This is a genomic window from Aggregatibacter sp. (genome assembly GCF_057314075.1).
In genome coordinates, this window is record NZ_DBHLAR010000004.1 from 329,825 (window position 1) to 346,574 (window position 16,750).

Annotated in this window: 14 protein-coding genes; 5 read left to right on the forward strand and 9 right to left on the reverse strand. The window is 42.4% G+C overall.

Annotated elements, in window-relative coordinates; translation table 11 throughout:
* Nucleotides 1-34 precede the first annotated feature (34 nt).
* Nucleotides 35-2,209 carry a DNA helicase II gene (gene uvrD, locus ACO5E4_RS03220; RefSeq protein ID WP_485862054.1) on the reverse strand — a complete coding sequence of 725 codons (2,175 nt, stop codon included), beginning with the start codon at nt 2,207-2,209 and terminating at the stop codon, nt 35-37.
* A gap of 166 nt (nt 2,210-2,375) precedes the next feature.
* Nucleotides 2,376-3,725, reverse strand: coding sequence for a GntP family permease (locus ACO5E4_RS03225; RefSeq protein WP_048750513.1), 1,350 nt, complete (start codon nt 3,723-3,725; stop codon nt 2,376-2,378).
* A 214-nt stretch (nt 3,726-3,939) separates the two neighbouring features.
* Between ACO5E4_RS03225 and ACO5E4_RS03230 the strand changes: the two genes are divergently transcribed.
* Complete coding sequence (locus tag ACO5E4_RS03230; protein WP_314954834.1) at nt 3,940-4,458, forward strand: gluconokinase; 519 nt, start codon at nt 3,940-3,942, stop codon at nt 4,456-4,458.
* 61 nt (nt 4,459-4,519) lie between these two features.
* Here the strand turns inward: ACO5E4_RS03230 and gntR are convergent, their stop codons facing one another.
* Both gntR and fdhD read right to left on the reverse strand, forming a co-directional pair.
* Nucleotides 4,520-5,518, reverse strand: coding sequence for a gluconate operon transcriptional repressor GntR (gene gntR / locus ACO5E4_RS03235; RefSeq protein ID WP_314954837.1), 999 nt, complete (start codon nt 5,516-5,518; stop codon nt 4,520-4,522).
* 50 nt (nt 5,519-5,568) lie between these two features.
* Nucleotides 5,569-6,393, reverse strand: a complete 825-nt coding sequence (fdhD, locus tag ACO5E4_RS03240) for a formate dehydrogenase accessory sulfurtransferase FdhD (RefSeq protein ID WP_314954839.1) — start codon at nt 6,391-6,393, stop codon at nt 5,569-5,571.
* 240 nt (nt 6,394-6,633) lie between these two features.
* Between fdhD and fdnG the strand changes: the two genes are divergently transcribed.
* The 3 genes from fdnG to ACO5E4_RS03255 are packed head-to-tail and all read left to right on the forward strand — an operon-like array spanning nt 6,634 to nt 11,351.
* Nucleotides 6,634-9,717: a formate dehydrogenase-N subunit alpha gene (fdnG, locus tag ACO5E4_RS03245; RefSeq protein ID WP_314954840.1), complete on the forward strand. Its 3,084-nt coding sequence runs from the start codon at nt 6,634-6,636 to the stop codon at nt 9,715-9,717.
* Between the two features lies 1 nt (nt 9,718).
* Nucleotides 9,719-10,651, forward strand: coding sequence for a formate dehydrogenase subunit beta (fdxH, locus tag ACO5E4_RS03250; RefSeq protein WP_314954841.1), 933 nt, complete (start codon nt 9,719-9,721; stop codon nt 10,649-10,651).
* Nucleotides 10,644-11,351, forward strand: a complete 708-nt coding sequence (locus tag ACO5E4_RS03255; RefSeq protein WP_314954842.1) for a formate dehydrogenase subunit gamma — start codon at nt 10,644-10,646, stop codon at nt 11,349-11,351. The genes fdxH and ACO5E4_RS03255 overlap by 8 nt, the downstream gene beginning before the upstream one ends.
* 116 nt (nt 11,352-11,467) lie before the next feature.
* On the opposite strand, the gene modC is transcribed toward ACO5E4_RS03255, so the two are convergent.
* The 3 genes from modC to modA all read right to left on the reverse strand — a co-directional run bounded on the left by modC (nt 11,468) and on the right by modA (nt 14,076).
* Nucleotides 11,468-12,529, reverse strand: a complete 1,062-nt coding sequence (gene modC / locus ACO5E4_RS03260) for a molybdenum ABC transporter ATP-binding protein ModC (protein WP_485862055.1) — start codon at nt 12,527-12,529, stop codon at nt 11,468-11,470.
* Nucleotides 12,516-13,244: a molybdate ABC transporter permease subunit gene (gene modB, locus ACO5E4_RS03265; protein WP_109858756.1), complete on the reverse strand. Its 729-nt coding sequence runs from the start codon at nt 13,242-13,244 to the stop codon at nt 12,516-12,518. Before modB ends, modC begins: the two co-directional genes overlap by 14 nt.
* 67 nt (nt 13,245-13,311) lie before the next feature.
* Nucleotides 13,312-14,076 carry a molybdate ABC transporter substrate-binding protein gene (modA, locus tag ACO5E4_RS03270; protein WP_314954867.1) on the reverse strand — a complete coding sequence of 255 codons (765 nt, stop codon included), beginning with the start codon at nt 14,074-14,076 and terminating at the stop codon, nt 13,312-13,314.
* A 204-nt stretch (nt 14,077-14,280) separates the two neighbouring features.
* On the opposite strand from modA, the gene ACO5E4_RS03275 reads away from it, so the two are divergent.
* Nucleotides 14,281-15,060 (forward strand): TOBE domain-containing protein, encoded by a 780-nt coding sequence (locus tag ACO5E4_RS03275; protein ID WP_314954871.1) that lies wholly within the window; start codon nt 14,281-14,283, stop codon nt 15,058-15,060.
* Between the two features lie 63 nt (nt 15,061-15,123).
* Here the strand turns inward: ACO5E4_RS03275 and yfbR are convergent, their stop codons facing one another.
* Nucleotides 15,124-15,720: a 5'-deoxynucleotidase gene (yfbR, locus tag ACO5E4_RS03280; protein WP_314954874.1), complete on the reverse strand. Its 597-nt coding sequence runs from the start codon at nt 15,718-15,720 to the stop codon at nt 15,124-15,126.
* An 11-nt stretch (nt 15,721-15,731) separates the two neighbouring features.
* Nucleotides 15,732-16,745, reverse strand: coding sequence for an outer membrane-stress sensor serine endopeptidase DegS (degS, locus tag ACO5E4_RS03285; protein WP_314954877.1), 1,014 nt, complete (start codon nt 16,743-16,745; stop codon nt 15,732-15,734).
* Nucleotides 16,746-16,750: the final 5 nt, after the last annotated feature.

Genomic DNA, 16,750 nt, shown 5'->3' on the forward strand with positions numbered 1-16,750 from the left:
GTGAAATTTCACCGCACTTTTTTATCTCGACAACCTAAACCTTTTCCAGTTTTGCTAAATGCGCAATCAACCATTTTATTCCTTGATTTTGGAACGCAATTTGTAAGCGCAAATTATTGTCAGCCCCCTCTACATTAATCACCGTGCCAACACCGAACTTTTCATGTTTCACTTTTTGCCCCATTTTCCATTCACTTTCATTGGCAATCGGTGAGACACTGCCTACTTTAGCTTGATTCAAGGCGCGTGTAACGGTGCCACGTAAACGGATTTCTTGTAAACATTGTTGTGGCAGTTCCGTGATAAAACGGGAAGGCAAATGGCGTTCTTCTTTGCCATATAAACGACGACTTTCCGCATAAGAAATAGTGAGTTTTTGTTTGGCACGGGTAATCCCCACATAAGCCAAACGACGTTCTTCTTCCAAACGCCCGGCTTCTTCAAAAGAGCGGAAACTTGGGAATAATCCTTCTTCCACGCCAATCATGAAGACCCGAGGAAATTCCAAACCTTTTGCCGAATGCAAGGTCATCATTTCCACGCAAGCTTGATGCGGTGCCGCTTGTTCTTCACCGGCTTCTAACGAAGCGTGCGTCAAGAACGCGGTGAGCTCTGTCATATCTTCCGCCTCATCAGGCTTGATAAATTCACGCGCAGCAGAGACTAACTCTTCCAAGTTTTCAATACGCACTTCGCCCTTTTCGCCCTTTTCCTGTTTATACATTTCATACAAACCGGAATGCTTAATCACAAAATCCGTTTGCGCAAACAACGGCATCTCTTCCGTATCCCGTTGCAGGGAATTAATTAATTCCATAAAGCGAAGCAAGGCGGTCGCGGCTCGGCCTGCCAGTTTATTTTCCTGCAAGGCCAAATTGGTGGCTTGCCATAACGTGATTTGATGTTCGCGAGTCAGATTACGCAAGGTGTCCAACGTGCGATCGCCAATGCCCCGAGGTGGCGTATTAATAACGCGCTCAAAGGCAGCATCGTCTTGGCGATTGGCAATTAAGCGCAAATAGGCCAACGCATCTTTAATTTCCTGACGTTCAAAGAAGCGCATACCACCATAAATACGATACGGAATTTGTGAACGAATTAACGCTTCTTCAATCACCCGTGATTGACTGTTACTGCGATATAAAATGGCGCAATCGTTGAGTTTGCCGCCGTCTTCAATCCACGTTTTAATTTGTGAAGCAACAAACAGCGCTTCATCCAATTCGTTAAAGGCGGCATAAATGCCTACAGGGTCACCTTGATTTCCTTCCGACCACAAATTTTTCCCTAGTCGGTTGTTGTTATTGGAAATTAACTCATTCGCCGCCTGCAAAATATTCATAGTAGAACGGTAATTTTGCTCTAATCGAATGGTTTGTGCATTGGCAAATTCTTTTAAAAATAACTGAATATTTTCGATTTTTGCACCGCGCCAGCCGTAAATAGATTGGTCATCATCCCCCACAATCATCACTTTGCCAGTGTTGCCCGCCAACAAACGAATCCATTCATATTGAATTTTGTTGGTGTCTTGAAACTCATCCACCAAAATATGCTGAAAACGTTGTTGGTAACGTTGCAAAATCAGTGGCTTATGTAAAAACAATTCGTACGAGCGCAATAAAATTTCGGCAAAATCTACCAATCCTGCACGATCGCAAGCATCTTGATAAATCTGATAAATTCGAATCCATTCACGTTCTTGACGATCCTGATGATCATCAATTTGATTCGGGCGCAAGCCTTCGTCTTTTTTATTATTGATATACCAAGCCGCTTGTTTTGGCGGGAAACTTTTTTCGTCAAAATGATGTAATTTCATGAGGCGTTTGAGTAAACGCAATTGGTCTTCCGAATCTAAAATCTGGAAATCTTGCGGCAAATCCGCATCAAGATGATGGGCTCGCAGAAGTCGATGAGCAATACTGTGAAAGGTACCGACCCACATACCAAACAAACGCTGATTGCCGTCGGACAAGACAGACTCAATACGATGACGCATTTCTGCCGCAGCTTTGTTGGTGAAGGTCACCGCCATAATGCTTCCTTCGGAGGCACCTTCAACGCCAATCAACCATGCGATTCGGTGCGTCAATACGCGGGTTTTACCACTCCCCGCGCCCGCCAACACCAAATAATTGCCCAACGGTGCACTCACCGCTTCCCGTTGTTTATCGTTTAAACCGTCTAATAATTCTGCGAAATCCATTATTCTCACTCACAAATACTGTTTTTTTGTACAGGCGAAATTATAGCGAGTTTTAGTAAAAACTCAATGAAGGAAAGGGAAAAGAAGAAAAAGTGCGGTGGTTTTTTCTGATGTTTTCTCACAAAAAAGCGCACCGTAAAGATGCGCTTTAGTCAAACCAGAAGAATTAGAAAATAATGCTACCGATTAATGCAATGATAAAACCGACAAAGCCGATTGAGGTTTCCAACATAGTCCAGGTTTTTAACGTGGTTTTGGTGTCCATTTCCAAAAAGCGACTCATTAACCAAAATCCGCTGTCATTCACATGAGAGAACACCGTGGCGCCTGAGGCAATGGAGATCACGATAAAGCATAAGTCCAATTGACTAAGATCGGTCGCCGCAGCAACGGTCGGTGCGATTAATGCGGAGGCAGTAGTTAATGCAACCGTTGCCGAGCCTTGTGCTACACGCAACGCCATGGAAATAATAAAGGCAGCAATAATAATTGGCATACCGGTATTAGATAACATGGCAGACAATTCATCGCCGATACCGCCGGCGCGTAATACACCACCGAACATACCACCGGCCCCGGTGACCAAAATAATGGAGCAAATCGGCCCTAGCGCACTGTTGCAGAGGCTTTCGATTTGTTCGTAGCTACGTTCACCGCGCAATAAGGCAATAGCGATTAACAACGTAATTAATAAAGCTATAGGTGTTTTACCAATTAAACGCAAGCTTTCCACCCACAAGGCTGAACCGTCAATGACTTTTGCAACGCTGAGCGTATTTAAACCGGTATCAAACAGAATTAAGAAAATCGGTAAAACCAAAATAAATAACACGCGTCCAAACGGTGGCGGGTTTTGAACCGAAGTTTCGCTAATGGCAGAACTATTCAAAAAGGTTTTCGGCAGTTCCACAAAGAATTTTTTGCTGATGTACATACTGAACAAATATGTCCCAATGTACCAAGTTGGAATAGCACAAATTAACCCGACAAGCACCATCAATCCCATATTTACACCCAGCAAATCTCCGGAAGCAACCGGACCGGGATGCGGTGGTAAAAAGGCGTGCATGACGGCGAAAGCACCGGCAACCGGGAAGGCGTAACGTAAGACAGAACCACCAAAGCGTTTTGCCACGCTAAAGACGATTGGCAACATCACGACCAAACCGGCATCAAAGAAAATCGGAAAACCGAATAATAAGGCGGCAACCCCAAGGGCAAAAGGTGCTTTTTGTTCACCGAATTTATTGATTAAGGTATCGGCAAGCACTTTTGCTCCGCCAGTCACTTCAAGCAAACGCCCAATCATGGCGCCCAACCCAACCAATAAAGCAACGGATGCCAACGTATTGCCGAAGCCGGTTAATAGCGTCGGCAAAATCTTGTCAACAGAAATCCCAGCAGCTAGTGCGGTCAATAAACTAACTAGAACTAATGCGACAAAGGCGTGCATTTTAAATTTAATGATGAGTAGCAATAATAAAAGCACAGCTACGATCATAATGAAAATTAACATAATTCGTCCTCATGCCAATAAATGTTACTGGTAACATACTATTTATCGCAGAATTGGTAAATAGATATCAATTAGAACTGTGATCACAATCACAAAAAATATATTTATGCTTAATTTAGCTGTAAAATCGGATATTTTATAGTCTAAAAGAATTGTTACCGATAACATTTTTGCGCTAAGCTAAGCCCATAAAAAATCAGAGAAGGAGCAACATATGGCGACAGGTAAAAGTTTTATTTTAATGGGTGTATCCAGCACCGGTAAAACGTCTGTAGGGACAGAAGTGGCGCATCGTCTGGGGATAAAACTGATTGACGGAGACGATCTGCATCCGCGTGCCAATATCATTAAGATGGGAGAAGGGCATCCATTGAACGATGAAGATCGCGCACCTTGGTTGGAACGCATTCGAGATGCGGCGTTTAGCTTGGAGCATAAAAGCGAGGTAGGCATTATTGTTTGTTCGGCATTGAAAAAGAAATATCGTGATCAAATTCGTGACGGCAACAGCAATGTAAAATTCCTATTTTTACACGGTTCTTATAATGTAATTTTAGAACGTATGCGCCAACGCAAAGGGCACTACATGAAAGAAAGCATGCTGAAAAGCCAATTTGAAACCCTAGAAGTACCGGGCCCAGATGAACCGGATGTGATTCCTATTGATATTAATGCGCCTTTTGACGAAGTGGTTGAACGTTGTATCCAGGTGCTGAAACCTTATCTCCCTTAAAACAAAAAAGTGCGGTCTGTTTTTCAAGTGTTTTAAAACCTCTAAAAAAACCACCGCACTTTTATATGCTTTCCCCTAAATGGATCTGGTAGCCTAAATTGATGATGGCACTTTGCGCGGGAATATTGTCAATTCGCGCCAGTAATTCCTGCGCAGCAATGCGCCCGATATCTAAACGCGGCGTGATCACCGTAGCAAGTTGCGGCGTGATCGATTGACCAACATCATGCCCGTGGAAACCGGCAACAGCAATTTGTTTGGGCACTTGAATGCCTAAACGTTGGCATTCAAAAATAGCGCCAATGGCGATGTCGTCATTGGTGCAAAAAATACCGTCAATTTGCGGAAATGTTTCAAGTGCCTGATGTAATAATTCGCCGCCTAGCGTAAAAGAAGAATGTTCTTTAGTAGCGATGACATGTGGTGTTAACTGATGCCTTGCCATGGCATTTTCATAGCCTTGCTGACGTAAACGGGTGCGCTTATCTTGACGCGCCGCAAAATAGACTACGTTGCGATGTCCACGATTAATCATGGTTTCCACCATCGCTTGTGCCGCCGCGATATTGTCAAAACCGACAACCTGCTGAATGCCAACTTCCGTGGTATCCATAATTTCAATTACCGGAATATTCGCCACGTTGAGCATCTTTTTAGTTTTTTCGGAATGATGGCTCTCCGATAAAATAATGCCATCCACGTTATAAGACAACAGGCTTTCAATCCGTCGTTCTTCTTTCTTCTCACTGTAACCATAATGTGCCAACATGGTTTGATAACCCGCTTTATCGGTAATTTGCTCAATACCGCGAATTACATTGGCAAATACTTGATTGGTTAGCGATGGCACTAACACACCAATTGCCCGACTTTTAGCATTGGACAAGATATCCGGTGCGCGATTAGGAATATAGCCGAAACGTTCAATAGCTTCCGCAATGCGTGCCTGTGTACCATTCGCCACAGAATCAGGATTACGTAGATAGCGACTAATGGTCATTTTCGTAATGCCAAGGTAATCGGCAATATCTTGTAATGTCGGGCGTTTATTTTTTGTCATAAAGAAGAAAGCCTAAAGAATAAATAAGATGATTTTAGACTAAGGCAAAATCAATCACAAATTGCTAAACGTTCTCTACCACTATAAACCGTCGCGCGCCCCGGTCTGGCAAAACCAATTAACGTTAAGTTGTATTGTTCTGCCATTTCTACCGCCAAATCTGTTGAAGCCGAAATTGCGACTAATATTTCTATGCCTGCAGATACTGTTTTTTGCACCATTTCATAACTGGCGCGACTAGTTACAATAATAAAACCTTGCGGCTTACCTGCTTTAGCATACCAACCCAATAATTTATCTAATGCCACATGGCGCCCGACATCTTCACGAATAGCGAGTAATTTGCCATCCATGGAGAAAAATGCTGCCGCATGTGTGGATCCGGTTTGCTTGCCTAATTCCTGTGCATCCTGTAATTGTTGCAAACAATCGTCTAACTGTGCCACATGGAAGATCAAAGTGCGGTCTAATTTCTTAACGTTTTTATAAACCTGCTGAATTTGTTCCGCGCCACAAATGCCACAACCGGTTCGTCCGGTTAAGGTGCGTCGATGATCTTTCAATGCCACAAAACAGCGGGTTGCTAACTCAATTCTCGCTTCAATTCCATTACAGGCTTCTTCAATATCAATGCCATAAATATCACTAGGTTTATCAATAATTCCTTCCGATAAAGAAAACCCCATGGCGAAATCTTCCAAATCTCGTGGAGAACACATCATCACCGTGTGAGAAATATCGTTATAAACCAGTGCCACAGGTGTTTCTGTAGCTAAAGTTTCTTGTTTCTCAGAAATAGCAACCTTGTTATCGCTTTGTTTCTCATTTGTTAATTTTTTAATAAAGTGAATTAATTTTTTTTTGATCCAACTCAAGATTTTCTTTCCTTCTAGCCATTATTAATTATGGATTTCTGTATAAAAAATAGGTATTCTACCCGCCGCTACTAGTCAAGTAACTATGTATTTTTATTGTTACATAACTACTCAGCATCGTTTCGCTAAATTTTAATACAAATTTAACAAAAACGACCATCAGATTATCTAGTTAAATATAAATCTAAAACTATCAAACAAAAAAACATCAACAGCTTTTGTTGATTGTGGGGAGTGTTTATGCAGATCTCAAGAAGAAAATTCTTCAAGGTCTGTGCCGGCGGTATGGCAGGAACATCGGTTGCGATGTTAGGCTTTGCTCCGGCTACGGCCTTAGCTGCGCCACGCGAATACAAACTATTGCGTGCGAAAGAATCGCGTCAAACCTGTACATACTGCTCGGTAAGTTGCGGTATGTTAATGTACAGTACAGGTACACCATCTAATACATTAAGTGGCCACACCGCGACAAATACCCGTTCTAAATTATTCCATATCGAAGGCGACCCGGATCATCCAATCAGCCGTGGTGCGTTATGCCCTAAAGGTGCCGGTGCATTAGACTTTATCAATAGCGAAAGCCGTACCTTATATCCGGAATACCGCGCGCCGGGCTCCGATAAATGGGAACGTATTTCTTGGCAAGATGCGATTAAACGCATTGCCCGCTTGATGAAAGATGACCGTGATGCCAACTTCGTTGAGAAAAATGCTGAAGGCAACACGGTCAACCATTGGACAACCACGGGGATTATGACGGCATCGGCAATCAGTAATGAAGCCGCATTGCTAACCCATAAGTGGATTCGCATGTTAGGGATGCTTCCGGTATGTAACCAAGCGAATACATGACACGGACCAACGGTAGCAAGTCTTGCTCCATCATTTGGTCGCGGTGCCATGACAAACAACTGGGTTGATATCAAAAACGCCAATCTTATTCTTGTTCAAGGCGGTAACCCTGCTGAAGCTCACCCTGTTGGCTTCCGTTGGGTCATTGAAGCGAAGAAAAACGGTGCGAAAATCATCGTTGTCGATCCGCGCTTTAACCGTACAGCTTCCGTAGCTGACCTTCACGCACCAATTCGTTCCGGTTCTGACATTGCCTTCTTAATGGGGGTGATCCGTTACTTATTGGAAACCAATCAAATTCAACACGAATACGTTAAACACTATACCAATGCATCCTTCTTAGTGAACGAAGGTTATAAGTTCGAAGACGGTTTATTCTCCGGATTTGACGAAGCAAAAGGTAAGTATGATAAATCAACTTGGAACTACCAATTTGATGAAAATGGTCATGCTAAACGTGATATGACATTACAACACCCACGTTGTGTTATTAACGTATTAAAAGAACACGTTTCCCGCTATACCCCGGAAATGGTTGAAAAAGTTACCGGTGTAAAACAAAAAACCTTCCTACAAATCTGTGAAGAAATCGGTAAAACATCGGCACCAAATAAAACCATGACGCACTTATATGCGCTTGGCTTTACTGAACACACAATCGGTACGCAAAATATTCGCTCCATGGCGATGATCCAATTGCTCCTAGGTAATATGGGTATGCCGGGTGGTGGTATTAATGCATTACGTGGACACTCCAACGTACAAGGTACAACGGATATGGGCTTATTGCCGATGTCTTTACCGGGTTATATGCGTTTACCAAACGATAAAGATACCTCTTATGAGCAGTATATCAATGCGATTACACCGAAAGATATCGTACCAAACCAAGTAAACTATTATCGTAATACCTCGAAATTCTTCGTGAGTATGATGAAAACGTTCTATGGTGATAAAGCCACCAAAGAAAACGGTTGGGGTTTCGATTTCTTACCAAAAGCAGACCGCTTATACGATCCAATCACGCATGTTAAATTAATGAATGATGGCAAGTTAAACGGTTGGATCTTGCAAGGTTTCAACGTATTAAACTCATTACCGAATAAAAACAAAACTGTTGCAGGTATGAGTAAGTTGAAATACTTAGTCGTTATGGATCCATTGCAAACCGAAAGTTCCGAATTCTGGAAAAACTTTGGGGAAGCGAACGATGTAGATCCGTCCAAAATCCAAACAGAAGTGTTCCGTTTACCAACCACCTGTTTCGCGGAAGAAGATGGTTCTATCGCTAACTCCGGTCGTTGGGTGCAATGGCACCAAAAATCTTGCGATCAACCAGGCGAAGCCTTACCGGATGTAGAGATTTTATCTATGCTCCGTGAAGAAATGCATGAGCTTTACAAGAAAGAAGGTGGTCGCGGTATTGAATCCTTTGAAGCCATGACATGGAACTATAATATTCCACATGCGCCATCATCATCTGAACTGGCTAAAGAAGTTAACGGCTATGCTTTGGAAGATCTTTATGACGCAAATGGCAACCTAATGTATAAAAAAGGTCAACTACTTAACTCCTTTGCACACTTACGTGATGACGGTACAACGTCCTCCGGTAACTGGATTTATGTAGGTCAATGGACTGAAAAAGGTAACCAAACAGAAAACCGTGACAATTCCGATCCATCCGGTTTAGGTTGTAACTTAGGTTGGAGCTTTGCATGGCCGGCAAACCGTCGCGTGCTTTATAACCGTGCGTCTTTAGACATTAACGGTAATCCATGGGATAAACATCGTCAGTTAATCAAATGGAACGGCAAAAACTGGAACTGGTTTGATATTGCTGACTATGGCACACAACCACCAGGTTCTGATGCAGGTCCGTTTATCATGTCTGCTGAAGGTGTTGGTCGTTTATTCGCTGTTGATAAAGTCAACAGTGGACCGGTACCGGAGCATTATGAGCCGATTGAAAGTCCGATTGATACGAACCCGTTACACCCAAGTGTTGTAACCGACCCAACGGTACGTATTTATAAAGAAGACCGTGAGTTTATCGGTTCAAATAAAGAGTATCCGTTTGTCGCAACAACTTATCGTTTAACCGAGCACTTCCACAGCTGGACAGCACAATCTGCGTTAAACATCATCGCACAACCACAACAATTCGTGGAAATCGGTGAGGCACTCGCGGCAGAAAAAGGTATCCAAAAAGGCGATATGGTAAAAGTAACCTCTCGTCGTGGTTATATCAAAGCTGTTGCAGTGGTAACAAAACGTTTGAAAGCGTTAGAAGTTAACGGAAGAACAGTACACCATGTGGGTCTTCCGATTCACTGGAATATGAAATCCTTAAATGGTAAAGGTAACCGTGGTTTCTCCACCAACACCTTAACGCCATCTTGGGGTGAATCAGTCACACAAACCCCGGAATACAAAACATTCCTAGTTAATATTGAGAAGGCGGAGGCATAATATGGCAGGAACTGCTCAAGGCGTTCAAACGCAAGATATTATTAAGATCTCCGCAACGTCCGGTTTAACGCCGGCACCGCGTGCGCGTGATCATAAAGTTGAAGTGGCAAAACTCATTGACGTAACAACCTGTATCGGTTGTAAAGCTTGTCAAGTGGGTTGTTCAGAGTGGAATGATATTCGTTCTGACGTTAATGCACAATGTGTGGGGATCTACGATAACCCAGTAGATCTTAATGCAAAAGCATGGACAGTAATGCGCTTTAACGAAGTAGAAGAAAACGATCGTTTAGAATGGTTAATTCGTAAAGATGGCTGTATGCACTGCCAAGAGCCGGGCTGCTTAAAAGCCTGTCCGGCACCGGGTGCAATTATCCAATATGCAAACGGTATTGTGGATTTCCAATCTGATAAATGTATTGGTTGTGGTTACTGTATCGCAGGCTGTCCGTTCAACATTCCACGTATGAATCCGGAAGACAATCGTGTGTACAAATGTACCCTTTGTGTTGACCGTGTTTCTGTGGGACAAGAACCGGCTTGTGTGAAAACCTGTCCAACCGGTGCAATTCGTTTCGGCTCTAAAGAAGAAATGAAGGTCTATGCGGAAAAACGCATCGCTGATCTTAAAGCACGTGGCTATGAAAATGCCGGTCTTTACGATCCGGAAGGCGTGGGTGGCACACACGTGATGTATGTGTTACATCATGCGGATAAACCTGAATTGTATTCAGGTCTTCCGAAAGATCCGCAAATCGACCCAAGTATTACTTTATGGAAAGATATCTTGAAACCGGTTGCTGCGGTTGCCATGGGCGGTTTAGCCTTGGCTGAAATTGGTCACTACTTAACGGTGGGTCCAAACGTAGAAGAAGATGTGGAAGATCATCACCATGAATTTGAAGAAGCAGACAAAGGAGACAAAGATGAGTAAGATTGAGATTAGCAATGATACTCGAATCATTCGTCATAGAACGCCTGCGCGTTTAAGCCACTGGCTACTTGTTATCTGCTTCTTTATGACGATGTTCACCGGTGTGGCATTTTTCTTCCCAGACTTTGCGTGGCTAACTGAGATTTTAGGGACACCGCAATTGGCTCGGGCAATCCACCCGTTCACCGGTATCTTAATGTTCTTTGCCTTTATTTATCTCGGCTATCTTTACTGGGATCATAATATTCCGGAGAAGAACGATATTCGTTGGGCAAAAGGGATGTTGGAAGTCTTAAAGGGAAATGAGCACGCTGTTTCGGATAACGGCAAGTATAACCTTGGTCAAAAAATGTTATTCTGGACATTAAATTTGGCAATGGCGACCTTGCTTGTGACCGGCGTCATTATGTGGCGTCAATATTTCTCACATTATTTCTCTATCCCAGTATTGAGAATTGCGATTCTTCTTCACTCTGCGAGTGCATTCATGTTGTTCACCGGTATCTTAGTGCATATGTATATGGCATTTTGGGTGAAAGGATCTATTCGTGGCATTGTTGAGGGTTGGGTAACTGTTCGCTGGGCGAAAAAACACCACCCGAAATGGTATCGTGAAGAAGTACTTCCTGAGTTAGAAAAAGACGTTATACGGGAAGAGAACGGCGAAAATACAAAAGTCATCTTTAAGAAGTTTAGCTAATCCAAAAGTGCGGTTAAAAAACGCAATAAATATTGACCGCACTTCTTGTTGAAGCAAGCTATTAAAGAAAATAAAACAGCACCTAAAAGGTGCTGTTTTTTTATGTATCAAAAAAACTATGCTGACATCACAGAAATCGCTTTAATTTGCGCATAAACCAGCTGTCCCAGTTGTAACGCTAAATCATGGAACGACCATTTACTGATACTTGCCCAAAGATGTTTTCCGCCAATATCCAGTTTTAAATCTACGCGATTTTCCAGTTCTAAAATCTTAACAATCCGTCCATACAACGTATTACGAATACTCGATTGTTCTACTTTATTCAAACTAATCGACACATCAGAACTATGAATGCAAATTCGCACATTGTCATTGATCTGCGCCTCAACTTGATTAATCCAAATGCGCTGATCGCCAATCGAAAGTGCGGTCATTTTATAAGATGGATTATGCATAAAAACAGGCAAAGAAAGCACCGCACTTTGCTCGTTTTCTTGCTTCCAAGGAAGAAACAGCGGACTTTCCCAAATATTTTCTAACACATCATAAGCTTCGACTTTACCGTTAGTGAGCAACACTACCCGTTCAGCTAAACGCAATAATTCATCAAGACTGTGAGTGACATATAAAATCGGAATGTTAATTTCTTTTGATAAGCGTTCCAGATAATTCATCAACTCACGTTTGCGCGGTAAGTCTAAAGCGGAAAGGGGTTCATCCATTAATAAAATTTCCGGATCCGTCAATAACGCCCGCCCGATAGCAACACGTTGTTTTTCACCGCCGGATAAAGTTATTGGATAGCGTTTTAATAAATGGCCGATACCGAGCAACTCAACAATATAGTTAAATTCATCTTTACTGGTATTTTTCATGCCATAGCGCAAATTGCCATTCACCGTATAGTGAGGAAATAAACGGGCATCCTGAAAAACATAGCCAATATTGCGTTTCTCAATCGGCACACAAATCTTTTCTGCAGAATTAAACAATTCACGTTCATTCAACGCAATCACGCCTTCATCCGGAGTAATCAGCCCACTCACAAGGTTAATGAGGGAAGATTTCCCTGAACCGGACAAACCAAAAAGTGCGGTGACGCCTTGCGATGGAATATCTAAATGCGCTTCGAGGGGTAAAGCACCTAACTGTTTTTTTACATCAATGTGCAGCATCGCTTTGTCCTAATCTTTTTTGCATACGTTTTGCCAACCATTCTGATAACAATAAAGAAATCAGCGATAAAATCACGGCAAAAACACATAACCGAGCCGCTTGTTGTTCCGCTCCCGGTGTTTGAATAAAGGAATACATCGCTAAGGGAATGGTTTGGGTTTCGCCGGCAATATTGGAAACAAAGGTGATAGTCGCGCCAAATTCCCCTAAAGAGCGGGCAAAACCGAGCACAATTCCGGCGAGAATGCCCGGCAAAGATAACGGTAACGTGATGGTTAAAAACACCCGCCACGCAGAAGCCCCCAGTGTTCTGGCAGCCTGTTCCAATTTTAAATCAATACTTTCAAGGGAAAGGCGAATGGCACGCACAACCAAAGGAAATGCTACTACGGCAGAAGCTAACACCGCCCCTTTCCAGCTAAATCCAAAGGTCAATCCGAACCATTGATATAAATATTTACCGATAAAGCCATTGCGTCCCATAGCAACCAATAAAAGATAACCAATGACGACCGGTGGCAACACCAAAGGCAAGTGAATAATCCCGCCCACAATGGATTTGCCATAAAAATCTTTTCGTGCCAAAAGCCATGCCACCAAAACAGCAACAGGCAAACTCCATACCATCGCGCTGACGGAGACTTCCAAACTCAAGCGAATGGCATCGATTTCTAATGGGCTTAAGCCTAATAATACTAGAAATTCGGTAAGCAAAATTTAATTCCCTATATAAACAAAGCGTAGCACAATGGCTACGCTTAATGAGTCAACGTTGATTTACTTATTTTACAGAGAAACCGTAGTTCACAAATACTTTTTTCGCTTCAGGTGATTCTAAGTATTTCAAGAAAGCTTGCGTTTCTGCATTGTTGTGCTCTTTTAAAATCGCAACCGGATAATCTGCCGGTTTGTAAGAATCTTGTGGGAACACGCCAATCGCTTTCACTTCTTTGCTCACTTTCGCATCAGTTGCGTACACAATACCTAAAGGTGCTTCACCACGTTCAACTAAGGCTAATGCCGCACGCACGTCTTTGGCACGAGCTAATTTGTCTTTGACTTGATCCCATAAGTTTAATTTGGTTAACGCCTCTTCCGCATATTGACCAGCTGGCACGTGTGCCGGGTCACCCACAGACAAATAAGAATCTTTTAATTGCTTGATCCATTCGCCTTTCGCAACATCCACGTTTTGTAATTTGCTGTCTTTTTGTGAGATTAAAACCAGTTCATTACCCACTAATAATTTTTCAGTTTCTTTAACGGTTAAGCCTTTATCAGAAAGGTGTTTCATCCATTTTGTGCTGGCTGAAATAAATAAATCCGCAGGCGCACCTTCTTCAATTTGTTTTGCTAAAGTTGAAGAGGACGCAAAAGAAAATACCACTTCTTCTTTTGGATTTACTTTTTTGTAATCTTCAGCCACTTGTTTTAGTGAATCAGTCATTGACGCTGCAGCAAACACTGTCACTTTTGCTTGTGCAGAAAGAGAGAATGCTAAGCAAGCCGCGGCTAAACCGGCTGCGATTTTTGAATATTTAAACATAGTAAAAACTCCGTTTGGTTAGTGAATAAATTATATATAGCGCAGATTATACAGCGAAAATGAAGAAATAAAAGGCATATCACCGACTATTTAAAGAACAAACAATGGCACAGCCCTTAAGAGGTAGCGTTAACCATTCTTATTCTTTTAGAAATATAGTATGATGTGCTGTATATAATCGTCAGCTCAATTTTGAGGAACACAATGAACGGAACAGAAATTTTACTCACTATCAAACTGAAAGAGACCCTTTTCGCCGATCCTAAACGCATCCGTTTATTACAAGAAATTGAAAAATGCGGTTCCATCAATCAAGCGGCTAAAAATGCCAATGTCAGTTATAAAAGCGCTTGGGATCACCTTGAAGCCATGAACCAAATTAGCCCAAAACCGTTGTTAGAACGTAATATCGGTGGTCGAAATGGTGGCGGAACAGCCTTAACCGTTTATGCGCAACGTTTGTTGAAACTCTACGATTTGTTAGAACAAACCCAAGAAAAAGCCTTTGATATTTTGCATGATGAAAAAGTGCCGTTAAACAGTTTACTCTCTGCCATGGCACGCTTTTCCTTACAAACCAGTGCCAGAAACCAATTTTTCGGTAAAGTACAAGCATTAAGATTTGAAGATGTTCACTGTTTTGTTGACATTCTTTTAGAAGACTTTAACAAACCGCTAACTGTCTCTATCACTGAAAAAAGTGCGGTGCGTTTAAAACTTGAATTTGATAAAGAAGTGATGGTGATGTTTAAAGCACCATGGGTCAAAATTACCGCCAATCCGCAAGAAAATTTGCCAAATCAATTTAAAGCGACAGTCACATCCATTATTGATAAAGGTGAAGCCGGTGAGGCGATTTTAGTGTTAGAAGGCTCGAACATTGAGTTCTGTGCAACGATTACAAAAGAACAACGCGTAGAAATCAATCAGTCCGTTTGGGCTTCTGTTGATCCGGAGCAAGTGATTATTGCGACGCTTTATTAATGCCAAAAGACAAAAAAGTACGGTGATTTTTCACCGCACTTTTGTAAGAAAGACAATAAAAATTTACAACGTAATTTCATCAATGGATTTGCCGAAACTCGGTACAAACACCTGCAAAAAATAATCCATTTCAGGGCTTTGCCATTGATCCATCAATTTTTCTAACCGCACTTTTGCCGATTTAAATTCCTGATTGCCGTTTTCCAGCTCAAATTTCACCTTAATATAAGCACAAATTAAATCCGCCTGCTTCACAATGTGCTTTTCTTCCTCAGCAAAACATTGCTTATCCAAGTAGGGTAAAAAATCGGCTTGTAATGCTTCCGGCAGTAAACTCATTAAATGCAATTCAGCCGCCGTTTCAATTTGTTTATAGGCATGCGTGATCTCCTCGTTAAAATACTTAATGGGTGTAGGTAAATCACCGGTGAAGATTTCTGATGTGTCGTGATACATCGCCATCACGGCAATACGATCTGCATTCAGTCGGGCACCGTAAAAACGGTTTTTAATTAACGCCAACGCATGGGCAACAAATGCCACCTGCAAGCTGTGTTCTGCTAAATTTTCTCGTTCAATATTGCGCATGAGCGACCAGCGCTGAATCAATCTTAAGCGATCCAAACAAGCGAAAAAATGACTGGTTTTAATTTGTTCCATGCCACAACCTATTAATTAAAGGTATATTCTTCGATAACCACAGGAATCTTATACTCTTGTCCCAAGCGGGAAATTTCAACCTGAACCTGTGTATTCGGGCGCACATCCGCGATAAGTTTCATCATTTCTGCCGGTGAACGTGCCTCGACCTCATTAATTTTCAGAATAATATCGCCTGCCTGTAACCCAGCTTTTGCTGCCGGGCTATTCGGAATAATGCTGGTGATGAGCACACCTTGCGAAGATGCGCCTTGTCCATTGCTAAATAAAATATCCGTTTGTACGCCGAAATAACCACGAATAACACGTCCATCACGAATAATTTTTTTCATGACGTCATTGGCTAAATCAATGGGAATCGCAAAATTTAAGCCTTCCGCAATTTCATTGGCGGTTTTGCCGATACTCAACGTGCTGATACCCAATAGCTCACCGGCAGAATTAATTAGCGCACCGCCGGAATTGCCTCGGTTAATGGAGGCGTCAGTTTGGATAAAGTTTTGGCGACCCAGTGCTTCACCGACCGCACTACGTCCTACCGCACTGACAATCCCTTGCGACACACTTTGCCCCAAATTGTATGGATTACCAATGGCTAACGCCACATCGCCCACATGCACAGGTCGGTTGGGATTTTGTGGAATCGTGGATAAATTATCCGCTTTGATTTTTAACACAGCTAAATCCGTTAACGCATCCGAACCAATTAATGCGGCATCAAAAATATTGCCGTTTTGCAATGCCACCACAATTTGATCGGCATTTTGAATCACGTGCTTATTCGTCAGAATGTAGCCGTCTTTCGACATGATCACGCCGGACCCCAAGTTATTCACTTGGAACTGAGAGGAAGAGGAAGTAAAGGCTTGATTATAAACATTCACCACGGCAGGCGAAGCAATACGCACAGCATCCCGATAGGAAACAACATCATGTTGAGAGTCAGTAATTTTAGGCATGACATACAAAATCACGGCAGCAGAAGCCAAGCCGATAATCGCCGAATGAAAAAGTTTCTTTAGCATCAGTT